Here is a 21,225-nt window from a genome sequence, read left to right as displayed (position 1 = left end):
CGCGTTTCGGTATCCGGTTCGCGCGTTCGGCGACGGTTCCGCCTTGCCCGGCTTGTGTCGGGAGGGCGGCGTATCCCCTTTTGAAAGAGCATCAGCACGAATCATGGCTGCAGCACTCCATGCCACGAGCGCTTTGCCGTCCCGGCTGCGCAGCCAGGTATGGCAAGGGGATCAGCTTGCCGGCGCGACGGCGGGCGTCGTGCCGAGCGGGTATGCCGCTCTCGACGCACTGTTGCCCGGCGAGGGCTGGCCAGCCGGCAGCCTGACCGAACTGCTGGTGGAGCACGGCGGCATCGGCGAAATGCGGCTCGTGGCACCGGCGTTGAAGTCCCTCACGGCGCGCGACGGTAAGCACGTCGTGTTCGTGGCGCCGCCCTGGCAGCCCTATGCGTGTGCGCTGAAGGCGTGGGGCATCGCGCTCGAACGGGTGGTCTGGGTGCGTGCACGCGAAGAGGAAGCCCCCTGGGCCGCTGAGCAGGCATTGAAGCAGGAAGGCATGGGCGCGGTACTGGTGTGGCTCGCGAAAGCGCGTCCGGATGCGGTGCGTCGGCTGCAGGTCGTGGCGCAGGATTCGCGCTCGCTCGCTTTTCTCGTGCGGCCGGCGCACGCGCGCAGCCAGTCTTCGGCGGCGCCGCTGCGCATCGCATGCGAGCCGATGCTGCCGCCCGATGCCGAGACCATCGACCGGCATCGCTGGCTTCAGGAAGCGTCGTTGTCGGTGGACGTTTTCAAGCGGCGCGGGCCGCCTCCCGCCCGGCCGCTTTTCGTCACGTTGCCGTTGCAGGCCGGATTGCTGCCACCGCCGCAGTCCCAGTCCGGCCATCAACGTCAATGGCACGAGAGCAATCATGTTGTGGATCGCAGTTACCTTGCCCCTGTTGCCGCTGGAGGCGGTGAAGCCGCCTCTGGCTCTCCCGCGGCAGCCCGAAAACCCGGACGCTCCGCACAGCCGGCATGAGGCCGGCGCCGCGCACGTCGCAAGCGGTGCGGTGGACGGCGCCGCGAACGTGCGCTGCCATGTGCTCGCCGATCATGTGCGCATCCTGATTCCCGATCTGGATGCGCTCCGTCTCGGCGTGCGCGCGGGCAACACGCGCTCGCATGCGCTCGCGCTCGCGCCGCAGATCGTGATGCTCACGCCCGACCCGGCGCGTGAGAAAGCGGCGCTCGAAGCACTGGCGCTGGCGTTGCTCGCCTTTACGCCGAACGTGGCGTTTGCCGAAGGCAATACGCTGCTGCTGGAGGTGGGTGCGGGGCTGCGTCTTTTCGGCGGCCTGCGCGCGCTGCTCTCGCGGGTCGCCTCGACCGTGGCGATGCTGGGGCACACCGCGCGCTTCGCCTGTGCCCCCACGGCGTGGGGCGCATGGCTGCTGGCCGCGGCGTGTGCCGAGCGAGCAGGGCGGCGCTGGCGCGTGGTCAAGCAGGCTACGCTAGCGCGCACGCTCGATACGCTGCCCGTCTCGCTCTTGCCCTTCGCGGCCGAACATGGCGACGTGTTCGAGCAGATCGGCTGCACGACCGTCGCCGATTTGCGCCGGCTGCCGCGCGAGGGCATCGTGCGCCGCTTCGGCGACGGCGTGCTCACGCTGCTCGCGCAAGCCTTCGGCGAGCATCCCGATCCGCGCGAATACTTTCAGGCGCCGGCCTCGTTTCACGCGCAGCTGGAACTGCAGGCGCGGGTCGATAGCGCCGAAGCCTTGCTGTTCGCGGCGCGCCGGCTCGTCGTGCAACTGGCCGGCTGGCTGGGCGCCCATCACGCGGCTTTGCGCAAGTTCGAACTGCGGCTCGAGCACGAACTCGCCTCGCGCCACGCGCCGCGCACGTCGTCGTTGAAGCTCGGCTGGGCGGTGCCGTCGCGCGATGCCGATCACCTGATCTGGCTGCTGCGCGAAAAGCTCAATCAGACGGAGCTGGCCGCGCCGGTGATCGGGCTGAAACTCGTCGCCGACGAAGTGAGCGAGTACGCGGCGCCCACCGGCACGCTCTTTCCCATGCCCGAGGCGTCGGACGAATCCATGGCGCGGCTGATGGAGCGGCTCGGCGCGCGCCTGGGCGCGCAGAACGTGCTGCAGCTTTCGGCTCACGAAGACCACCGCCCCGAGCGCGCGATGCAGACCACCGCTTATCGCGAGCCCGCAGCGGGGCGCCGCAAGCCGGCGCGTGCGAAGAAGCCCGCTGCCCAGCCGACAGGCGATGCGTACCCGCCGCCGCATCAGGCCGTGCTCGATCTGCCCGAGAGCCCGTTGCCCTCGCAGCCGCGTCCGGTGTGGATGCTCGAACGGCCGCTGCGGCTCGTGGTGCGCGACGAGCGTCCGGTCTACCGGCGTCCGTTGAAAACGCTTACGCGCACCGAACGCATCGAGGCAGGGTGGTGGGATGGCGAAGGCGTGGAGCGCGATTACTACGTGGCCGGCGACGATCAGGGTCGCATGTTCTGGGTGTATCGCGAGCGTCTGAGCGGGCAGTGGTTCCTGCAGGGCCTCTTTGGCTGAGCGCCATGTCGAGAGTCGATACAGCGTCCCGTGACGGGAAGGGCGCCGTGCCCCCGATGCCGCAATTGCCGGCGTATGCCGAGCTGCATTGCCTCACCAACTTCACGTTCCTGCGCGGCGCGTCGCGTCCCGGTGAACTCGTCGAGCGGGCCATCCAGTGCGGCTACAGCGCGCTCGCGATTACTGACGAGTGCTCGCTCGCCGGCGTAGTTCGTGCCCACAGCGCGCTCAAGATCATCGAAGCGGAGCGCGAGAAGGAACGCAAGGCACGTGGCGAAGCGCAGGAAGACGGAAAGGAAGCGCAACCCGACCCGCCGCTGCATCTGCTGATTGGCAGCGAACTCAATCTCACCGATGAAGCCGGTGCACCGTTCTGCACGCTCGTAGCCATCGCGATGAATCGCGATGGCTACGGCAATCTCTCCGAACTGATCACGCTGGGACGCTCGCGCGCGGCGAAGGGCAGCTATCGGCTGCATCCTGCCGACTTTACCCAACCGCCGGCCGATCTCGCGCATCTGCGCCATTTGCCCGACTGCGTCCTGCTGCTCGTGCCGCAGCAGGCGGCAACGCTCGCGCAGACGCTGCGCTGCGCGCACTGGCTTGCGGGCATCGCGCCGGACCGCGCCTGGCTCGCGCTCGAACTATGGCAAATCGGCAACGACGAAGTGCGCATCAACGCAATGCGGACCATCGCGCAGCAAAGCGGGCTGCCGCTCGTGGCCGCGGGCGGCGCGTTGATGCATGCGCGTTCGCGCAAGCCGCTGCAGGACACGTTGACGGCCATCGGTCTCGGCCAGCCGCTTGCTCGATGCGGCCATGCGCTCGAACCCAACGCGGAGCGGCATCTGCGCACGCGGGTGCGGCTCGGTGCGCTGTATCCCGCGGATATGCTCGCCGAAACGCTGCGCGTGGCGGGCCGCTGCACGTTCTCGCTCGACGAACTGGCCTACGAATATCCCGAAGAACTCGTGCCGCCCGGCGAAACGCCGGCCAGCTGGCTGCGCAAGCTCGTGATGGAGGGCGCACGCGCGCGCTGGGCGGGCAGCTTGAGCGAGCGCCAGCGTGAGCAGATCGACAAGGAACTCGATCTGATCGCGGACCTGCGCTACGAGAAGTACTTCCTCACCGTGCACGACATCGTGCGTTTCGCGCGCGAGCAGGGCATCTTGTGCCAGGGGCGCGGGTCGGCGGCCAACTCGGTGGTCTGCTATTGCCTCTATGTGACCGAGATCGACCCCGTGGACATGAACATGCTGGTCGAGCGGTTCATTTCGCGCGCGCGCAACGAGCCGCCTGACATCGACGTCGACTTCGAGCATCAGCGCCGCGAAGAGGTGATCCAGTACGTCTACGGCAAGTACGGCAGGCGCCGCGCGGCGCTCGCGGCCACGGTGATCTCGTATCGCACGCGCAGCGCGCTGAAGGACGTCGGCAAGGCGCTCGGCCTCGAGCCTGCGCTGATCGAACGCATCAGCCAGGCGCAGCAATGGTGGGATGGTCCCGAGGCCGTGGCGCGGTATCTGGCCGAAGCCGGCTTCGATCCCGAGTCGCACGTCACGCAGCATCTGATCCGGCTCACGCGCGAGCTGCGCAATTTTCCGCGCCACCTGTCGCAGCACGTGGGCGGCTTCGTGATCGCGAAAGACAAACTCTCGCGGCTCGTGCCCATCGAGAACGCGGCGATGAAAGACCGCTGCGTGATCGAATGGGACAAAGACGACATCGATGCGCTGAAGCTCTTGAAGGTGGACGTGCTGGCGCTCGGCATGCTCTCGGCGATCCGGCGCGCGCTGGAGTTCGTCGCGCTGCGGCGCGGGTTGCCGGCGTATCGCATGCAGGACATCAAGCGCGGCGACCCGGCCGTCTACGAAATGTGCTGCCACGCGGACACGGTGGGCGTGTTCCAGATCGAGTCGCGTGCGCAGCAGAGCATGCTGCCGCGGTTGAGGCCGCGGAAGTACTACGACCTCGTGATTCAGGTGGCGATCGTGCGCCCGGGGCCGATCCAGGGCGGCATGGTGCATCCGTATCTGCGGCGCAGGCAGAAGCTCGAAGCCGTCGAATACGAGAAAGACGATTTGAAGCCGGTGCTCGAACGCACGCTTGGCGTGCCGATCTTCCAGGAGCAGGTGATGCACCTTGCGATGGTCGCAGCCGGCTACAGCGCGGAAGAGGCCGACCGCCTGCGCCGCGCCATGGCGGCGTGGCGGCGCGACGGCGACCTGCGGCCCTATCAGGACGACCTCACGAACCGGATGCTGGCGAGGAAATACACGCGGGAATTCGCGGACCGCATCTGCAAGCAGATCGAGGGCTTCGGCGATTACGGTTTTCCGGAGAGCCACGCGGCGAGCTTCGCGCTGCTCGTCTACGTGAGCGCGTGGCTGAAGCGCTACGAGCCCGCGGCGTTTCTCGCGGGCTTGCTGAACAGCCAGCCGCTCGGCTTCTATTCGCCGTCGCAGCTCGTGCAGGACGCGAAGCGGCACGGCGTGACGGTGCTCGCGCCCGACGTTTCGGTGAGCGACTGGGAATCGGTGCTGGAGGTGCGCGGCCGGCCCGGCGCGCGGTTGGCGGCCGACGAGGCGGCGGCGCGGCGTGCCGATGCGCCTCGCTATGAGCGGTTACTGCGTGCCGTTGCGGTGCCGAAGAACTGTTTTGCTCGCACTGTCCGGCGTGCTGTGAGAGCTTGGGTCAAGCTGCCGGCGCGCGCCTATGGGCGGCGCGGGCCGGCGGTGCGGCTCGGGCTGCGGCTCGTGAAGGGGCTGCCCGAGGAGGCGGCGCATCGCGTGATGGAGGCGCGCCGCGAGGCGCCTTTTACCGACGTCGATGATCTCGCGCGCCGTGCGGCGCTGACGCGGCGAGAACTCCAGGCACTGGCCGCGGCGAATGCGCTTGCAAGCATTGCGGGACACCGGCGCGAGGCATGGTGGGCGGTCACCGCGCAGCATGCCGTGCCGAAGCTGCTGCGCGACGCGCCGATCGCCGAGGCGCCGCTCGCGTTGCCGCGCGCAACGGAAGGCCGCGAGATCGTCGCCGATTATTCGAGCCTCGGGCTGACGCTGAACCGGCATCCGCTCGCGCTGCTGCGACCGGGGCTCGCGAAGCAGCGCTTTCGCACCGCCGCGCAGCTCGCCCTGTGCCGGCACGGCACGCTGGTGCGCGCATGCGGCATCGTGACGGTGCGGCAGCGGCCGGGCACGGCGAGCGGCACCATTTTCGTGTCGATCGAGGACGAGACCGGCGCGATCAACGTGATCGTGTGGCCGTCGGTGGTGGAGACGCAGCGCCAGGCGCTGTTGAGTTCATCGCTGCTGGCGGTGTCGGGCGTCGTGCAGCGCGAAGGCGAGGTGGTGCATCTGGTCGCACACCGGCTGGAGGATCACAGCCGTTTGCTGGGGCGACTGGCTACGGCGAGCCGCGATTTTCACTGAAGGCGGGCGCGGTTTCGTCGTTCATCGCCTTGTGGCTGACTGCACGCCGCCGGGCCGCCACGGAAAGGCGCGCAGCACGTCGCGAATGCCGGTGTCGAACGGCGTGCGCCGTCCTATGCCCAAGGCTTCGAGACGGCTCGAATCGAGATGGCAGTTGTAGGGGCGCGGCGTGGCGTCAGTGGGCGTGGTCTGCGGCACGAGCGCGGCATCTACCTCCAGCGCTGTGGCGAGGCGCTGCGCGATCTCGTATTTCGTCATCGGTTCGTCGCCCGACCACTGGGCGATGCCGCAAAGCGGCGCTCCGTCGGCATGCCGTTCGAGCAGTTGCCGCACGACGTAAGCGACGTCCGGCGTGAAGGTGGGGTAGCGAATCGCCCAGGCGTCCATGACGGCGGGTTTGGCGGTTTGCGCTTGACGGTCTTCTTGCGTGAAAGCGTTTCGCGCCGATGCCGCAATGGCCGGCACGAGGCTCGTCACGGCGGATTCCTGCCAGTCCACGATCGGCCCGTAGAGCAGCGGCAGACGCAACACGAGACCGAGATCCGTGGCGTCGAGCAACGCGTGCTCCCCTTCGAGCTTGCTGCGCCCGTAGGCGTTGATGGGCGAGGGCGGGTCGTCGGCGTGATACGGCGGGTGCGTGCCGTCGAACACGTAGTCGGTTGAAATCGACAGCACCCACGCGCCGCGCCGCTTCGCTGCACGCGCAATCGCTGCCACTGCTTCGACGTTGAGCGCGCGGGCCAGCGCCGGGTCACGTTCGCAAATGTCGGGCCGCCGCTCGGCGGCTGCGATCACGATGGCCTGGGGCGCTTCGCGTTCCATGAACTGCTCGACCGCGTGCGGGTCGCGGATGTCGAGCGAAAGCTGGCCCAGCCCAGGGCGACTAAACGCCGTCTCAATCACCTGCCACGGCTCGGCTGCCGTGGGTTCCCCGGGGGGCTCATGTTGCGTGTGTTGCCGCAGCTCGGCCGCAATGGCGCGCCCCAGCAGCCCGGATGCCCCGAGCAGGCCAACCTTGAACATGCGTCGCTCCTTTGCCTCGACGCGTGATTACTGCGCCGGAGACGATGCGCCGACCACCGTGTAACCGGCTTCGTCGATCGCAGCCTTGAGCACGTCCTGAGGCTGGTTCGACTCCACCAGAACGCGGCCCGCGGGGAGATCGACCTGCACGCTGGCGGTGGCATCGTGTTCGTGAATGGCCCGCGTCACGGCGGCGACGCAATGCTGGCAGCTCATGCCTTCTACCTGGAACTGGATCATGGTGTGGACTTCCTTTCGAACTGGAGTGAAACAACGGTTGAATTATGCCCGTGGAAATACATCTACCGTGCTGACCTTCCCATCATGGGAAGCTGTACGATCGACGGACATTGTGAAACTTGCTGCCGCACGCTGCCTGCCGCCTTGCTGCGACGGCGCAGGCAGCGACAAGAGGAGAAGCGCATGAAAACGGTGGGTTCGACCCTCGACATGCCGGCCGGGAAGGGCGGGAAAAGAATGAGCGTTGCGACGGACATCGCCGCGAACGTCACGCTGAGCAGCGCGATGAACATCGGCGAAGCGGCGCGCGCGTCGGGCGTTACGGCGAAGATGATCCGCTACTACGAGAGCGTCGGACTGCTTGCGGCCCGGTCGCGCACCGCAGCGGGCTATCGCGTTTATGGGCCCGAGGAGGTGCATTCTCTGCGATTCATTCGCCAGGCTCGACGGCTCGGTTTTCTCGTGGAGGACATCCGCCGTCTGCTGGCCCTCTGGCACGACCGCTCGCGCGCCAGCGCGGACGTCAAGGCGATTGCTCTCGAACACGTCGGCGAACTGGACCGCCGCATCGCCGAATTGACCCAGATGCGCGATACGCTGGTTCATCTGGCTGCTCACTGCCATGGCGACGCACGGCCGGATTGCCCGATCATCGAGCGGCTGGCCGACGCCGAGGGAACGACCGAGTCTTGCGCCGGGTGCCACGACGTATGAGTGCAAGGGCTCGGCGAGCTTGCTGCAGGGAGGGCGCGGCAAAATAGCACTGAGTCGGTGCTTTTTGCGCCCGGAGAGCGTGCAAAAAGGGATGCATCAAAACAAAAACTTTGAAAATTCAGAGGCTTGAACCAACTTCGTGCATGCACCATTCCAAAACGGAATGCACGCCATTCGGGCATTTCACTACCGCGCTCACGTTGTCTCGCTATAATTCGGGTTAACCCTTTTAAGGGAAATCCCTGACATCTGATCCACCGGGGATTCATTCCTGATCCTTGGAGAACATCATGTTTGCGTACATCCTCGACAAGTTGAGCACCTGGTTCGAAACCGCTGAACGTAATCGCCGCGAGGCCTACCTCGCGCAGTCCACGGACATCGTCCAGCTCGAACAGCGCCTGCGCTCGCTCGAATCCAACGGCTACTCGCTGTAAATCGCGACAGGCCGCGTTCACCGCGGTCGCATTGCCTTGCGGTTTCGGCCAAAGCCCCGCCTCGCGGGGCTTTGGCGCACCTGGAGCGGGAGTTCTTGCGTCGGCGGGCCCTGCACGGGACGCGGGCAATGGCACAGCAAGTCGTACGGGCTAGTCTGAAGCCTGCCATCGCGGTAAGGTAAAGCGTTTCTTGCGCGGGCTCCGGCATCGGGCTGCTGCCCGGCTGCTTACCGGCTCGCGCACCGATCCTTTACAACAACGATCTCGCCGAACGGGGGCTGTTCATGGTCGCACTTCGTTATCTACGCGTCGCCGCGTTGTCGATCCTGCCGGTGGTGGGAGCGCTCTCGATGCTCGCCGCATCTGCGGCGCAGGCTGCTTCGGGCGGACAGCCGCTAATTCTGGATACGCAGCGGGGCATCAGCGACGGCCAGAGCGGCACGGTGCTGCAGACGGCGCCACTCGTGAAGGCACCCATCGTGGAGGCGCAGCCCATTGCGGAACCTGCGCAGCTTGCGCCATCCAATCAATCCATTCCGTTGTACGTTGCGCCGTACATCTCCGTGGGCGGGCCACAGCAGCAAACGGTCACGCCGGGATCCACGACTCCCGCGACTCCCACGCGCCCGTCTCACCCGGTGCATATCAAGCCGGGACCGCCTCGCATCGTGCCCCAGCAGTAGGCGCATCGCACGCCTAGTTCATGCGGTGTTCGAGTTTGAACTGCGCGTTGTCGTCTTGACCGAGGGCTTTGACGAGCCACGGCAGCGTCTCTTTCATCGTGGCCGCGAGCGTATACGGCGGGTTCAGGACGAACATGCCGCTGCCGTACAGGCCGAAACCGTCTTCCGGCGGCCGGCTCACGGTGAGCGTGGCGTGCAGCCAGTTGGTGCTCTGTAGCCGCTTGAGCTGCTCGGGAAAGCGTTGCGATTCGGGCCGTGTGACCTGCGGATACCAGATTGCATAGGTACCGGTGGCGAAGCGCTTCAGGCATTCTTCGACGCAGTTCAGCGTGCGCGCGTAGTCGCGTTTGTCTTCGAACGACGGGTCCACCAGCACGAGTGCCCGGCGCGAGGGCGGAGGCAGAAGCGCCTTGATGCCTTCGAAGCCATCCCCCGCAAACATCATCACGCGACGGCCGGCTTCGCGAAAGTTGTGGCGCAGCACTTCGATTTCCGTGCTGTGCAGTTCGAACAGACGCATGCGGTCCTGCTCGCGCATCAGACGCCACGCGAGATACGGCGACCCAGGGTAATAGCGCAGTTCGCCGTCCGCATTGAGCGCGGCGACTTCGCTCACGTAATCCGCCAGCGCTTCCGGCAGATCGCGCCGGTTCCACAGCTTTGCGATGCCGGTTTCGTACTCGGCGGTCTTCGTCGCGTAGCCCTCCTGCAGTGAATATGCACCGGCACCGGCGTGCGTATCGATGTACCAGTAGGCCTTGTCCTTCTTGCCGAGGTAGCGCAGCAATTGCACGACAACGGTGTGCTTGAGGACGTCGGCGTGATTGCCGGCGTGGAAAGCGTGGCGGTAGCTGAGCATGATAGCGGGCGACGATGTGAGGCGACGAAACGAAGCGCTGAAACGAAACGATGAATTCGGCGAGGGCGAAGACGCGGGACGTGCAGCAGCGGCGCTTTGCATGGATGTGAGCGCTACGCGCAGTGGTAGCCGTGCGCTGCGGTCGCGTATTGTACGCGAGCCTCGCGCATGGCCCGCCGCTCTTTGCGCTGCATCCCGCGGCGGTTGCGTCGTCAGTCGTATGCGTCGCCTACCATTGCCTCGATGTCCCGCTTGATCTCAGGTGTGATCTTTGCCGCGATTTCCTGCGCTTTCATGTTCTCCGCGATCTGCTCGATGCGGGAGGCGCCCGTAATCACTGTGCTCACGTTGGGATTCTTCAATATCCACGCGATGGCCAGTTGCCCGATCGTGCATCCCAGTTCATTTGCAACGGTGCCGAATTTTCCGACGATCGCGTTCCTGTCTGTGTCGATGAGCCGTTCGCGCAGCCAGTCGTAACCTTGCAATTGCGCACGGCTGCCTTGCGGCACGCCTTCGCGGTACTTGCCCGTTAGAAGGCCTGACGCGAGCGGACTCCACGTGGTCAATCCCAGTCCGATGTCCTCGTAAAGCCGTCGGTATTCGTCTTCCACGCGCCGGCGATGAAAGAGGTTGTACTGCGGCTGTTCCATGACAGGCTTGTGAAGGTGATGGCGTTCGGCGATCTCCCAGGCGCAGCGAATTTCGTCCGCACTCCACTCGGACGTTCCCCAGTACAGGGCCTTACCCTGCGTAATCGTGTCGCTCATCGCCCAGACCGTTTCTTCGATCGGCGTGTTCGGGTCGGGGCGATGGCAGAACACGAGGTCGACGTAATCGAGCTGCAACCGTGCAAGCGAACCGTCGATTGCGTTGAGCAGATATTTGCGATTGAGCGTGTGGTACTGGTTCGGTGCGTCCTGTAGTCCCCAGAAAAATTTCGTGGACACCACGTAGCTCACACGCGGCCAGCCGAGTTCCTTCAGCGCGTGCCCCATGATCTCTTCGGATTTACCGCCCGCGTAGACTTCCGCGTTGTCGAAGAAGTTGACGCCGGCGTCGCGCGCGGCGGCGAGCGATTCGCGTGCAGCGCGGCGGTCCACCTGATTGCCATAGGTGACCCAGGAGCCAATGGACAACTCGCTGACCTGCAAGCCGGAGCGGCCGAGCCTTCGATAGTTCATGAATTCCTCCGTGGAAAAAAGTTGGCGCAACCGGCAGCTTAGTCCTGTCCGGTTTTATTCGCCGCGTGCTCTGCTTCATGCACAATAGCGTGGTTGGCCGCGGCGCAGTATCTTCCGTCTGGCATAGGCCATCCGGACGAGTTTGCGCCACCCGCGCGCCGTGGTTTCATTTCATCTACTGCATGGAGGTGCTGGATGTCTACAGTGAATACGAGGCTCGATGGCAAGGTCGCCGTTGTCACCGGCGCAGCGAGCGGAATCGGCAAGCAGATCGCGCTTTCGTTTGCCGAGGCGGGTGCGGCCGTGGCCATTGCCGACTTGAATCCGGAAGGCGCGAACGCCGTGGCGGACGAGATTCGGGCAGCGGGTGGCAAGGCGCTTGGCGTTGCGATGGATGTCACGAACGAAGACGCGGTGAACCAGGGTATCGACAAGGTCGCCGCCGAGTTCGGTTCGGTGGACATTCTCGTTTCGAACGCCGGCATCCAGATCGTCAATCCGATTGAAAACTACGCGTACGCCGACTGGAAGAAAATGCAGGCCATTCACGTGGACGGCGCATTCCTCACGACGAAGGCTGCACTCAAGCACATGTACAAGGACGACCGTGGCGGTGTGGTCATCTACATGGGGTCCGTGCACTCGCATGAGGCCTCGCCGCTGAAGTCCGCTTACGTAGCTGCCAAGCATGCGCTGCTGGGTCTTGCACGCGTGCTCGCGAAGGAGGGCGCAAAGCATAACGTGCGCTCGCATGTGGTGTGTCCGGGCTTCGTGCGTACGCCGCTGGTGGACAAGCAGATTCCCGAGCAGGCGAAAGAACTCGGCATCAGCGAAGAGGACGTGATCAAGCGCGTCATGCTGGGCGGTACGGTGGACGGCGTGTTCACGACCGTCGACGACGTCGCTCAAATGACGCTCTTCCTCGCCGCCTACCCCACGGCCGCGCTGACGGGGCAGTCGTTCATCGTCAGCCACGGCTGGTACATGCAATAACGGCAGGGAGCGCGGCCATGGCGCAACCGAAGGTGAAACGGGCCCGGGCCGGCACAGCCGGCGACGCTGCCGGCGAGCGCGCCGGCGCCGCGTCCCGGGTTCGGGCGGAAGGCCCTGTCAAGCTGCCGCCGTATGAGTGCATCGCACTGATGCTGCAAGGCGGCGGCGCACTAGGCGCCTATCAGGCGGGCGTCTTTCAGGGCCTCGACGAGGCGGGCATTGTGCCGAACTGGCTGTGCGGTATTTCGATCGGCGCACTCAATACCGCCATCATCGCCGGCAATGAGCCTGGGCATCGCGTCGAGCGTTTACGGCAGTTCTGGGAAACCATTTGCCAGCCCGCATTCGGGCCGCCGCTGCCGCCTTTCCTCGAGCACGCGCTCTTCAATTCCGGCGACGTGTTGCGCAAGACGTTCACGGCGATGCAGGCGGTCGGGGCAGTGGTGGAGGGGCAGAAGGGCTTCTTCGTGCCGCGGTTCCCGCCGCCCATGCCGGCCGGCGCCGGTGCGCCACAGGCCGCAAGCTACTACGACACCGCGCCACTGAAGGCGACACTCGAGCGCCTGTGCGATTTCGATCGCATCAATTCGGGCGAGATTCGCGTGTCGGTCGGCGCGGTGAATGTCGCCACAGGCAACTTCGCGTATTTCGACAACCGGCACCAGCATCTCAAGGCCGAGCACTTCATGGCGTCCGGCGCGCTCCCGCCGGGCTTTGCGGCTGTGGAAATCGACGGCGAGTATTACTGGGACGGCGGTCTCATGTCCAACACGCCGCTCTACGAGGTCATTCAGACAACGCCGCGTCACGACACGCTCGCGTTCCAGGTGGATCTTTGGAGTGCACGCGGCCCTGTGCCCGACAACATCACCGACGTGCAAGGACGCGTGAAGGACATCCAGTATTCAAGTCGCACGCGCCTTGTCACCGACATGATGCAGCGCTCGCAACGTTTCAGGCACGTGCTGCGCGAGGTGCTCGAACGTGTCACGCCGCAGGAGCGCGACGATCCCTGGTGTCAACTCGCGGACGAACTCTCGTGCTCGAAGAAGTACAACGTGTTCCATCTGATCTACCGCCAGAAGGAATACGAAGGGCACTACAAGGACTACCAGTTCGGGCTCTCAACGATGCGCGCGCATTGGGAAAGCGGTCTGCAGGACATTCGGGCGTCGCTTGCCCAGCCCGGGTGGCTCGACATGCCGGACAACGACGCGGGCTTCGTCACGCATGACATCCATCGCGATCTGCGCTAACCCGCGCAGAAACAAAAACGGCGCTCCATGAGGGAGCGCCGTCAGATGTCCGGTGGAAGCAATACGCTGCGGTAAGACCGGCGACGTCCGCAGTCGTATCGCCGCCCCTGCAATTACTTCAGTACTTGCGCGATCGCATTGGCCACCACGTCGAGGTTGCGCGTGTTGAGTGCAGCCACGCAGATGCGGCCGGTGCTTACCGCGTAGATGCCGAACTCTTCGCGCAGACGGTCAACCTGAGCGGCCGTCAGGCCCGAGTACGAGAACATGCCACGCTGTGCGTTGACGAAGCTGAAGTCGCGCTGCACGCCGGCTGCCTTCAGGCGTTCCACGAGCCCGTTGCGCATGGCGCGGATGCGATCGCGCATTTCGCCGAGTTCCGCTTCCCACGTCGCACGCAGTTCCGGCGAGCCGAGCACGGCCGCCACGATCGAGCCGCCGTGCGTCGGCGGATTCGAATAGTTCGTGCGAATCACGCGCTTCAACTGCGAGAGCACGCGCGCGGCTTCTTCCTTGCTGCCCGTCACGATCGACAGTGCGCCGACGCGTTCGCCATACAGCGAGAAGGACTTCGAGAACGACGACGAGACGAACACGTTCAGCTCAGCCGCTGCGAAGAGGCGCACAGCCGCTGCGTCCGCATCGATGCCGTCGCCGAAACCCTGGTACGCGATGTCGAGGAACGGCACCAGTTCGCGCGCCTTCACGACTTCGACGATCTGCTGCCATTGCGCCGGGTTCAGGTCGACGCCGGTCGGGTTGTGGCAGCACGCGTGCAGCACGACGATCGTACCGGCCGGGTAGCCGTTGAGTGCTGCCAGCATGCCTTCGAAGTTCACGCCGTGGGTGGCCGCGTCGTAGTACGGATAGGCGACCACCTCGAAGCCCGCGCCCTCGAACAGCGCGCGGTGGTTTTCCCAGCTGGGGTCGCTGATCGCGACCTTCGCCGTGGGGTTCAGGCGCTTGAGGAAGTCCGCCCCAATCTTCAGTGCGCCCGTGCCGCCCAGCGCCTGGGCCGTCACGACGCGGCCAGCGGCGATCAGCGGCGAATCGTTGCCGAGCAGCAGCTTTTGTACGGAAGCGTCGTAGGCCGCAATGCCCTCGATGGGCAGATAGCCGCGCGGCAGCGCCGCTTCGACACGCGCCTTCTCCGCCTCGCGCACTGCACGAAGCAGCGGAATCTTGCCTTCTTCGTTCGTGTAGACGCCGACGCCGAGGTTCACCTTGGTGGTACGGGTGTCGGCGTTGTAGGCCTCGTTCAGGCCGAGGATGGGGTCGCGCGGGGCAAGTTCGACAGCGGAAAAGAGGGACATGATGGTTCGACAGTAGTCAAGGAAGGAATGCTGGTGTCGTGGGCGGCGGCGAGCGGAAGGCTTGCCGGCCCGGCGCCTCGCTCGGGGCGGGCGACACGGCCGCAGCCACGCATAACAGCGAGGCTCATCGGCACGCGCAACGCGACATTGTAACGAATCCGGGCGTCGTTTTTGACCCGCCAGCGGCGTTTTTGCCCATAAAGGCGGCACGCGGGATGGTTCGCCGCCTTTGCAAGCGCCGGCCAGGCGGCTTGTGTGCGGCCCGGTGTGGGCGCTTGCCGCGCCGTTGGCTCTGCGACGCGATGCAACGCGACGAGCCGCCGTCCCGCCACCCCGGGCAGCGCCCGCCGCCGGCCACCTCGCCGCTCATGCCGCTCACGCCGCTCACGCCGCTCACGCCGCTCACGCAAAATGCCGCTGGATCAGGCCCCCGCCCGCCCTTTTGCAAAACGCTAGAATAGTCGTTTGCTTGCGGCTGAGGATCCTGCTCCCATGTCCGAACACCACCTGGCCGAAGTCGACGGCACGCTTGACGAATCGAAGTTCGTCTCTTTCGAAGGTTCTCCTTTCCAGCTGTACCAGCCTTATCCGCCCGCCGGCGATCAGCCGGACGCGATCAACACGCTCGTCGAAGGCGTCGAGGACGGGCTCGCGTTCCAGACGCTGCTCGGCGTGACCGGTTCCGGCAAGACGTTCACGATGGCCAACACGATTGCGCGGCTGGGCCGTCCGGCGATCGTATTCGCGCCCAACAAGACGCTCGCGGCGCAGCTTTATTCGGAATTCCGCGAGTTCTTTCCGCGCAACGCCGTCGAGTACTTCGTCTCGTACTACGACTACTACCAGCCGGAAGCCTATGTGCCGCAGCGCGACCTGTTCATCGAAAAAGACTCGTCGATCAACGAGCACATCGAGCAGATGCGCCTGTCGGCCACCAAGAGCCTGATGGAGCGCCGCGACGTGGTGATCGTCGCGACAGTGTCGGCCATTTACGGTATCGGCAATCCGACCGAGTACCACCAGATGATTCTCACGCTGCGCACGGGCGACAAGCTCGGCCAGCGCGACATCATCGCGCGGCTGATCGCGATGCAGTACAACCGCAACGAAGCCGATTTCCAGCGCGGCACGTTCCGCGTGCGCGGCGACACCATCGACATCTTCCCGGCCGAGCATGCCGAGATGGCGCTGCGCGTCGAACTCTTCGACGATGAGGTCGAAACGCTGCAGCTCTTCGATCCGCTCACGGGCCGCGTGCGGCAGAAGATCGTGCGCTTCACCGTGTATCCGTCGTCGCACTACGTGACGCCGCGCGAAACGGTGCTGCGCGCCGTGGAGACGATCAAGGCGGAACTGCGCGAGCGGCTCGAATTCTTCAACCGCGACGGCAAGCTCGTGGAGGCACAGCGGCTCGAGCAGCGCACCCGCTTCGACCTGGAGATGCTCCAGGAACTGGGTTTCTGCAAGGGCATCGAGAACTACTCGCGGCACTTTTCCGGCGCGGCGCCGGGCGAGCCGCCTCCCACGCTCGTCGATTACTTGCCGTCGGACGCGCTGATGCTGCTCGACGAGTCGCACGTGCTGATTGGCCAGCTGAACGGCATGTACAACGGTGACCGTGCGCGCAAGGAGAACCTCGTCGATTACGGGTTCCGGCTGCCGTCCGCACTGGACAACCGGCCGCTCAAGTTCGCCGAGTTCGAACGCAAGATGCGCCAGGTGGTTTTCGTCTCCGCGACGCCCGCCGACTACGAGCAGAAGAAGGCCGGGCAGGTGGCCGAGCAGGTGGTACGGCCCACGGGGCTCGTGGATCCGCAGATCGAAGTGCGGCCGGCGTCGACCCAGGTGGACGACGTGCTCTCCGAGATCAACGAACGCGTGAAAGCCGGCGACCGTGTGCTCGTCACGACGCTCACGAAGCGCATGGCCGAGCAGCTCACCGAGTTCCTCACCGACCATGGCGTCAAGGTGCGCTACCTGCATAGCGACATCGACACGGTGGAGCGCGTCGAGATCATCCGCGACCTGCGGCTCGGCACGTTCGACGTACTGGTCGGCATCAACCTGCTGCGCGAAGGGTTGGACATACCGGAAGTCTCGCTGGTGGCCATTCTCGACGCCGACAAGGAAGGCTTCCTGCGCGCCGAGCGTTCGCTGATCCAGACCATCGGCCGCGCGGCGCGCAACGTGAACGGCAAGGCGATCCTGTACGCGGACCGCATCACCGACTCCATGCGCCGCGCCATCGACGAAACGGAGCGGCGGCGCGCGAAGCAGATCGCCTACAACGAACGCATGGGCATTACGCCGCGCGGCGTGGTGAAGCGCATCAAGGACATCATCGACGGGGTCTACAACGCCGACGAGGCGCGTGCGGAACTGCGCGAGGAGCAGGAGCGCGCGCGGTTCGAGGACATGTCCGAGAAGCAGATTGCGAAGGAGATCAAGCGTATCGAGAAGCAGATGATGGAGTACGCGAAGAATCTCGAGTTCGAGAAGGCCGCCCAGGCGCGCGACCAGCTTGCGCTGCTGCGCCAGCGCGTGTTCGGCGCGAACGTTGGCGATCATGTTGCCGGGGCGGGTTGAGCGACGGAGCTGAGCCGACGCTTATGCCATGGCGCCGGCTGCCATCACCTGCCTTTCACTGTTGAGCCCGGGCTGTCTTGCCACCGCCTGATGTGTCCCGCGCGCTCGGGCATTGCTGCCGCCCGGGCTGTCTCGCCCGTCTCCCTTTCCAGAATGCTCGCTACTGCCACGCCGAAAAACGCGCGGCGGCTAGCGGGAAACCCTCCTGCCGTAAGGCTTTCATGACATTTCGATTTGTTGATGGCGGGGAACGGTGATACACTCGCGCATGTATTGAGAATTGTTCGCATTAGCGTTCTTGCATTAATGTGTTTTGTCTCAGCCTCGTAGATGCAGCCTCATGAAGGCAGCTTCATAAAAACAAGGAGTTTCGATGCAGGTCTCATTTTTCGTGCGCGGCGGTGTCGCCGTTGCGGCAGCGGCTGCGCTTGCAACGGCCGTCACGGCCCAGGCGGCCGAATACCCGATCGGCAAGCAGCAGATCCAGGGCGGTATGGAAATCGGCGCGGTCTATCTGCAGCCAATCACGATGGAACCCGAAGGCATGATGCGCAAGGCGTCGGATTCGGACGTCCATCTGGAAGCCGATATCCATGCCGTGAAGAACAACCCGACGGGTTTTGCGGAAGGCGACTGGATGCCTTACCTGCAGGTGCGCTACGAGCTCACGAAGCCCGGCTCGGCCTACGCGCAGAAGGGCGACCTGATGCCGATGGTGGCGAGCGACGGTCCGCACTATGGCGACAACGTCAAGCTGGCGGGCCCGGGCAAGTACCACCTGACGATCTACGTCGAACCGCCGATGCAGTCCGGCCACATGGCGTTCGGCCGCCACGTCGACAAGGAAACGGGTGTCGGTCCGTGGTTCAAGCCTTTCACGCTCCAGTACGACTTCACGTACGCGGGCATCGGGAAGAAGGGCGGTTACTGATTGGATGGCAGCATCCGGGCGAGTTCGCTTAACCGCGGCCTCGCCCGGCAAGAGTCGTTCGCGCGTCACGCTTTGCTCAGGAAAAGTCGATGGGAATCAACAGAAAGATCGTTTGGGTCGCGCTGGCGGCGATGATGGCGGGCACTGCCTACGCGGAAGATCTGCCCACCTTCAAGCTGGAAATGGCGGACGGCAAGCTGAACCCCGCGCGCATCGAGGTGCCGGCGGGCAAGCGCATCAAGATCGAGGTGCGTAACACGGGCAAGGGCGCCGCCGAGTTCGAGAGCGTGCAACTGCGCAAGGAAAAGGTGCTGGCTCCCGGCGCCGATTCGTTCGTCGTGATCGCGCCGCTGTCGCCCGGCGAATACAAGTTTTTCGACGACTTTCATCAGCAGGCGCAGGGCGTGATCGTCGCGAAGTAATCGCGCGGTTGCAGCGAAGCAAAGCAGCAGGAGAATTTTCGATGGGTCAGATTCTGTTCGTCGTATGGCGGGAGAGCGTCGAGGCGCTGCTCGTCGTGGGCATTCTCTATGCGTGGCTGAAAAACGGCGACGAAGACGCGCAGCGCGGCATCCCGTATCTGTGGACGGGCGTCGGTCTGGGCGTGCTCGCGGCCGTGGCGCTCGGCGCGGCACTCGTGGGCTTCACGGAGGTGCTCTCCGGCGACGCGCAGGACTATTTCCAGACCGCGATGGTGCTCATTGCGTGCGTGCTGATCGTGCAGATGGTGCTCTGGATGAAAAAGCACGGCCGCACGCTCAAGCGCGACATGGAGCAGTCGCTGGCACTGAGCGCGCGCGACTCGAACTGGTGGGGCGTCGCGGCGCTCGTGGCGCTCGCCATTGCACGCGAGGGTAGCGAGACCGTGATCTTCCTGTATGGCATTGGCTTCGGGCAGTCGGGTCACGTGGACGCGAGCCAGATTCTCGCGGTCGTGATTGGACTTGGGCTGGCGTTCCTCACGTTCTATCTGCTGCAACTGGGCGGCAAGGTGTTCTCGTGGCGCCACTTCTTCCGTGTCACCGAAATCATGCTGCTGTTCCTCGGTGCGGGCCTGTTCCAGACCGGCGTCGACAAGTTGATCGACAAGGAACTGCTGCCCACGCTCGTGGACCAGGTCTGGAATACGTCCGCGCTGCTCGATGATTCGAGCACCTTCGGTTCGCTCGTCGCCACGCTGACCGGTTATCGCGCGCATCCCGCATTGATGAACCTGATCGCTTATGCCGTCTACTGGGGCGTGGTGTGGCTGCTCGTGCGCCGCGCGAGCCGTCAACCGCTCCAGACAGCGGGACGGCCGGCATGAGCTGCGTTCCTGCCGGCACGACGCGCAGCGCTCGCGGCGGTCGGCTTGCTGCCGTCGGTCATTGGATGCAGCGCCACGGCGCGTTGATTCGGGGCATCCAGTGGGTCGTGGTGGCGGTCTACGCGTTCCTGATTCTCGTGCCGGCCTTCACGCCGCTGCCCGACGAGACCGCGCATCTGTGGAACAACCTCACGCTCGCGGCGCAATTCGTGTTCTGGGGCATCTGGTGGCCGTTCGTGCTGCTCTCGATGGTGCTGCTCGGCCGCGTGTGGTGCGGCGTGCTGTGTCCCGAAGGCGCGCTCTCCGAATTCGCGAGCCGCTTCGGCCGCGGCCGCGCCATTCCGCACTGGATGCGCTGGGGCGGCTGGCCGTTCGTCGCCTTCGGGCTCACTACCATCTACGGGCAGATGGTGAGCGTCTATCAGTATCCGAAGGCCGTGCTGCTCGTGCTGGGCGGATCGACGGTGGGCGCCATGGTGATCGGCGTGCTCTACGGACGCGAGAAGCGGGTGTGGTGCAAGTACCTGTGTCCGGTCAACGGTGTGTTCTCGCTGCTCGCGCGGCTGGCACCGTTTCACTACAAGGTCGACGAAGACGCGTGGCGACGCTCGTACAAGGCCGGCGAGCATGGCCACCGCGTGATTCCCGTGAATTGCGCGCCGCTTGTGCCGCTGCGCAACATGAAGGGTTCCGCCGCGTGTCACATGTGCGGTCGCTGCAGCGGGCACCGCGATGCGATCGAACTGACGTGGCGCTCGCCGTCGAACGAAATCGTGCAACTCGGCGACCGGCAAGCGAGTGGATGGGACACGGCGCTCGTACTGTACGGTCTGCTTGGCATTGCGATTGGCGCGTTTCACTGGACGGCATCGACGTGGTTCGTCGATCTCAAGCAGTTCTTTGCGACGTGGCTGGTCGATCGCGACATCACGTGGCCGCTGGAAACCAACGCGCCGTGGTTCCTGTTCACGCATTACCCCGAGCAGAACGATGTGTTCTCGTGGCTCGACGGCACGATGGTGATCGGCTATATCCTCGCGACGGGGTTGGTCTACGGCACGGCGCTGCTCGCGTTGCTGTCGGCGGGGACGCGCATGCTCGGTCGTTTCCAGGCCACACGTCTTCATCACCTGGTGCAGGCGTTGATTCCGCTCGCGGGCGCGGGCGTGTTCCTCGGCCTCTCGGCAACGACGCTTTCGCTGCTGCGCGCCGAGCACGTACCGCTCTGGTGGGCGTCGGATCTGCGCATCGCGATTCTTGCTGTCTCCAACGCCTGGAGCGCGTGGCTGGCCTGGCTCGTGACGCGCCGCTACAGCGCAAACCTCTTGCAGCGTGGCGCTGCCATACTGTGGTTCATCGCGGCGCTCGCCGTCGTCGACAGCGCGTGGTGGCTGATGTTCTGGGGCTGGGCGCGGTGATGGAGCGGAACGCGTAGGGCGCTAGAGACGCTGTCCGCGCTCAGGGCAATTCGCTGGCATTGCCAGGATTGCATCGCTCGGCGTCGAACCCTTTCGCCGGACCGTGGGCGCACGAACAACGTGGCGCTGAAGACGTCCAGAAAAAGCCGCAGGAAGGTACGTACCTCCTGCGGCTTTTTGCCGATTGAATGGTTGTTGCCATGTCCAACCGTCGAGCGCCTTGATGGCTCGACGGCGACGCAGAGGGAACCAAAAAAGCGGCCTGGCTGGCTGCGACGGTTGATGTGTGTTTGCGCGAAGGGGTCTGGTATCCGTGCAAAACCGTCGTGACTGGCTAATGCCTAACACCTCTCGAG

18 protein-coding genes are annotated in these 21,225 nt (G+C 65.0%); 13 read left to right on the top strand and 5 right to left on the bottom strand.

Going from position 1 to position 21,225, the window contains the following annotated elements:
* Positions 1 to 103: 103 nt before the first annotated feature.
* The 3 genes from imuA to PXJ20_RS06805 are packed head-to-tail and all read left to right on the top strand — an operon-like array spanning position 104 to position 5,926.
* Positions 104 to 958 (top strand): translesion DNA synthesis-associated protein ImuA, encoded by an 855-nt coding sequence (gene imuA / locus PXJ20_RS06815; protein ID WP_017776204.1) that lies wholly within the window; start codon positions 104 to 106, stop codon positions 956 to 958.
* Positions 849 to 2,492: a Y-family DNA polymerase gene (locus tag PXJ20_RS06810; protein WP_421029617.1), complete on the top strand. Its 1,644-nt coding sequence runs from the start codon at positions 849 to 851 to the stop codon at positions 2,490 to 2,492. The genes imuA and PXJ20_RS06810 overlap by 110 nt, the downstream gene beginning before the upstream one ends.
* A gap of 56 nt (positions 2,493 to 2,548) precedes the next feature.
* Positions 2,549 to 5,926: an error-prone DNA polymerase gene (locus tag PXJ20_RS06805; RefSeq protein ID WP_421030936.1), complete on the top strand. Its 3,378-nt coding sequence runs from the start codon at positions 2,549 to 2,551 to the stop codon at positions 5,924 to 5,926.
* Between the two features lie 21 nt (positions 5,927 to 5,947).
* Here the strand turns inward: PXJ20_RS06805 and PXJ20_RS06800 are convergent, their stop codons facing one another.
* The gene (locus PXJ20_RS06800; protein ID WP_421029616.1) at positions 5,948 to 6,949 is read right to left on the bottom strand and encodes a dTDP-4-dehydrorhamnose reductase family protein; all 1,002 of its coding nucleotides are present in this window, start codon (positions 6,947 to 6,949) and stop codon (positions 5,948 to 5,950) included.
* A 27-nt stretch (positions 6,950 to 6,976) separates the two neighbouring features.
* Positions 6,977 to 7,189: a heavy-metal-associated domain-containing protein gene (locus tag PXJ20_RS06795; RefSeq protein ID WP_017776208.1), complete on the bottom strand. Its 213-nt coding sequence runs from the start codon at positions 7,187 to 7,189 to the stop codon at positions 6,977 to 6,979.
* Positions 7,190 to 7,474: 285 nt separating this feature from the next.
* On the opposite strand from PXJ20_RS06795, the gene cueR reads away from it, so the two are divergent.
* The 3 genes from cueR to PXJ20_RS06780 all read left to right on the top strand — a co-directional run bounded on the left by cueR (position 7,475) and on the right by PXJ20_RS06780 (position 9,023).
* Complete coding sequence (cueR, locus tag PXJ20_RS06790; RefSeq protein ID WP_126878425.1) at positions 7,475 to 7,903, top strand: Cu(I)-responsive transcriptional regulator; 429 nt, start codon at positions 7,475 to 7,477, stop codon at positions 7,901 to 7,903.
* Between the two features lie 290 nt (positions 7,904 to 8,193).
* Positions 8,194 to 8,340 (top strand): DUF3563 family protein, encoded by a 147-nt coding sequence (locus PXJ20_RS06785; RefSeq protein ID WP_017776210.1) that lies wholly within the window; start codon positions 8,194 to 8,196, stop codon positions 8,338 to 8,340.
* Between the two features lie 284 nt (positions 8,341 to 8,624).
* Positions 8,625 to 9,023: a hypothetical protein gene (locus PXJ20_RS06780; RefSeq protein WP_017776211.1), complete on the top strand. Its 399-nt coding sequence runs from the start codon at positions 8,625 to 8,627 to the stop codon at positions 9,021 to 9,023.
* Positions 9,024 to 9,036: 13 nt separating this feature from the next.
* Here PXJ20_RS06780 and PXJ20_RS06775 read toward each other — a convergent pair whose 3' ends face one another.
* Entirely contained in the window at positions 9,037 to 9,882 is an 846-nt protein-coding gene (locus PXJ20_RS06775) for a 23S rRNA (adenine(2030)-N(6))-methyltransferase RlmJ (RefSeq protein ID WP_421029615.1), read from the bottom strand.
* 212 nt (positions 9,883 to 10,094) lie between these two features.
* On the bottom strand, positions 10,095 to 11,066 hold the full coding sequence (locus tag PXJ20_RS06770) for a potassium channel beta subunit family protein (RefSeq protein WP_421029614.1): 972 nt from the start codon (positions 11,064 to 11,066) through the stop codon (positions 10,095 to 10,097).
* A gap of 195 nt (positions 11,067 to 11,261) precedes the next feature.
* Here PXJ20_RS06770 and PXJ20_RS06765 point away from each other — a divergent pair, with 195 nt between their 5' ends.
* Complete coding sequence (locus PXJ20_RS06765; RefSeq protein ID WP_017776214.1) at positions 11,262 to 12,059, top strand: 3-hydroxybutyrate dehydrogenase; 798 nt, start codon at positions 11,262 to 11,264, stop codon at positions 12,057 to 12,059.
* Between the two features lie 17 nt (positions 12,060 to 12,076).
* Positions 12,077 to 13,315: a DUF3734 domain-containing protein gene (locus PXJ20_RS06760; protein WP_421029613.1), complete on the top strand. Its 1,239-nt coding sequence runs from the start codon at positions 12,077 to 12,079 to the stop codon at positions 13,313 to 13,315.
* 113 nt (positions 13,316 to 13,428) lie between these two features.
* Here PXJ20_RS06760 and PXJ20_RS06755 read toward each other — a convergent pair whose 3' ends face one another.
* On the bottom strand, positions 13,429 to 14,628 hold the full coding sequence (locus PXJ20_RS06755) for an amino acid aminotransferase (protein WP_421029612.1): 1,200 nt from the start codon (positions 14,626 to 14,628) through the stop codon (positions 13,429 to 13,431).
* Positions 14,629 to 15,120: 492 nt separating this feature from the next.
* Between PXJ20_RS06755 and uvrB the strand changes: the two genes are divergently transcribed.
* From uvrB to PXJ20_RS06730, 5 genes are all read left to right on the top strand, one after another.
* Positions 15,121 to 17,214: an excinuclease ABC subunit UvrB gene (uvrB, locus tag PXJ20_RS06750; protein ID WP_126878332.1), complete on the top strand. Its 2,094-nt coding sequence runs from the start codon at positions 15,121 to 15,123 to the stop codon at positions 17,212 to 17,214.
* Between the two features lie 373 nt (positions 17,215 to 17,587).
* Positions 17,588 to 18,145: an iron transporter gene (locus tag PXJ20_RS06745; protein ID WP_017776218.1), complete on the top strand. Its 558-nt coding sequence runs from the start codon at positions 17,588 to 17,590 to the stop codon at positions 18,143 to 18,145.
* Between the two features lie 89 nt (positions 18,146 to 18,234).
* On the top strand, positions 18,235 to 18,567 hold the full coding sequence (locus PXJ20_RS06740; RefSeq protein ID WP_042299795.1) for a cupredoxin domain-containing protein: 333 nt from the start codon (positions 18,235 to 18,237) through the stop codon (positions 18,565 to 18,567).
* Between the two features lie 41 nt (positions 18,568 to 18,608).
* Complete coding sequence (locus tag PXJ20_RS06735) at positions 18,609 to 19,451, top strand: FTR1 family iron permease (RefSeq protein WP_017776220.1); 843 nt, start codon at positions 18,609 to 18,611, stop codon at positions 19,449 to 19,451.
* Positions 19,448 to 20,869, top strand: a complete 1,422-nt coding sequence (locus PXJ20_RS06730) for a 4Fe-4S binding protein (RefSeq protein ID WP_421029611.1) — start codon at positions 19,448 to 19,450, stop codon at positions 20,867 to 20,869. The genes PXJ20_RS06735 and PXJ20_RS06730 overlap by 4 nt, the downstream gene beginning before the upstream one ends.
* Positions 20,870 to 21,225: the final 356 nt, after the last annotated feature.

Origin of the sequence: Paraburkholderia sp. A1RI_3L (assembly GCF_048957895.1) — a bacterium.
GTDB classification, from domain to species: domain Bacteria; phylum Pseudomonadota; class Gammaproteobacteria; order Burkholderiales; family Burkholderiaceae; genus Paraburkholderia; species Paraburkholderia kururiensis.
The sequence above is the reverse complement of the archived record's forward strand: the minus strand, read 5'-3'. Positions and strand labels throughout refer to the sequence as shown.

What these genes read in the sequence shown, in the direction of transcription:
- PXJ20_RS06805 (WP_421030936.1), top strand. Translation starts at nt 2,549, where the DNA reads ATGCCGCAATTGCCGGCGTATGCCGAGCTGCATTGCCTCACCAACTTC.
- PXJ20_RS06730 (WP_421029611.1), top strand. Translation starts at nt 19,448, where the DNA reads ATGAGCTGCGTTCCTGCCGGCACGACGCGCAGCGCTCGCGGCGGTCGG.
- PXJ20_RS06765 (WP_017776214.1), top strand. Translation starts at nt 11,262, where the DNA reads ATGTCTACAGTGAATACGAGGCTCGATGGCAAGGTCGCCGTTGTCACC.
- PXJ20_RS06745 (WP_017776218.1), top strand. Translation starts at nt 17,588, where the DNA reads ATGCAGGTCTCATTTTTCGTGCGCGGCGGTGTCGCCGTTGCGGCAGCG.
- PXJ20_RS06735 (WP_017776220.1), top strand. Translation starts at nt 18,609, where the DNA reads ATGGGTCAGATTCTGTTCGTCGTATGGCGGGAGAGCGTCGAGGCGCTG.
- PXJ20_RS06770 (WP_421029614.1), bottom strand. Translation starts at nt 11,066, where the DNA reads ATGAACTATCGAAGGCTCGGCCGCTCCGGCTTGCAGGTCAGCGAGTTG.
- PXJ20_RS06785 (WP_017776210.1), top strand. Translation starts at nt 8,194, where the DNA reads ATGTTTGCGTACATCCTCGACAAGTTGAGCACCTGGTTCGAAACCGCT.
- uvrB (WP_126878332.1), top strand. Translation starts at nt 15,121, where the DNA reads ATGTCCGAACACCACCTGGCCGAAGTCGACGGCACGCTTGACGAATCG.
- imuA (WP_017776204.1), top strand. Translation starts at nt 104, where the DNA reads ATGGCTGCAGCACTCCATGCCACGAGCGCTTTGCCGTCCCGGCTGCGC.
- PXJ20_RS06740 (WP_042299795.1), top strand. Translation starts at nt 18,235, where the DNA reads ATGGGAATCAACAGAAAGATCGTTTGGGTCGCGCTGGCGGCGATGATG.
- PXJ20_RS06795 (WP_017776208.1), bottom strand. Translation starts at nt 7,189, where the DNA reads ATGATCCAGTTCCAGGTAGAAGGCATGAGCTGCCAGCATTGCGTCGCC.
- PXJ20_RS06810 (WP_421029617.1), top strand. Translation starts at nt 849, where the DNA reads ATGTTGTGGATCGCAGTTACCTTGCCCCTGTTGCCGCTGGAGGCGGTG.
- cueR (WP_126878425.1), top strand. Translation starts at nt 7,475, where the DNA reads ATGAACATCGGCGAAGCGGCGCGCGCGTCGGGCGTTACGGCGAAGATG.
- PXJ20_RS06755 (WP_421029612.1), bottom strand. Translation starts at nt 14,628, where the DNA reads ATGTCCCTCTTTTCCGCTGTCGAACTTGCCCCGCGCGACCCCATCCTC.
- PXJ20_RS06800 (WP_421029616.1), bottom strand. Translation starts at nt 6,949, where the DNA reads ATGTTCAAGGTTGGCCTGCTCGGGGCATCCGGGCTGCTGGGGCGCGCC.
- PXJ20_RS06775 (WP_421029615.1), bottom strand. Translation starts at nt 9,882, where the DNA reads ATGCTCAGCTACCGCCACGCTTTCCACGCCGGCAATCACGCCGACGTC.
- PXJ20_RS06760 (WP_421029613.1), top strand. Translation starts at nt 12,077, where the DNA reads ATGGCGCAACCGAAGGTGAAACGGGCCCGGGCCGGCACAGCCGGCGAC.
- PXJ20_RS06780 (WP_017776211.1), top strand. Translation starts at nt 8,625, where the DNA reads ATGGTCGCACTTCGTTATCTACGCGTCGCCGCGTTGTCGATCCTGCCG.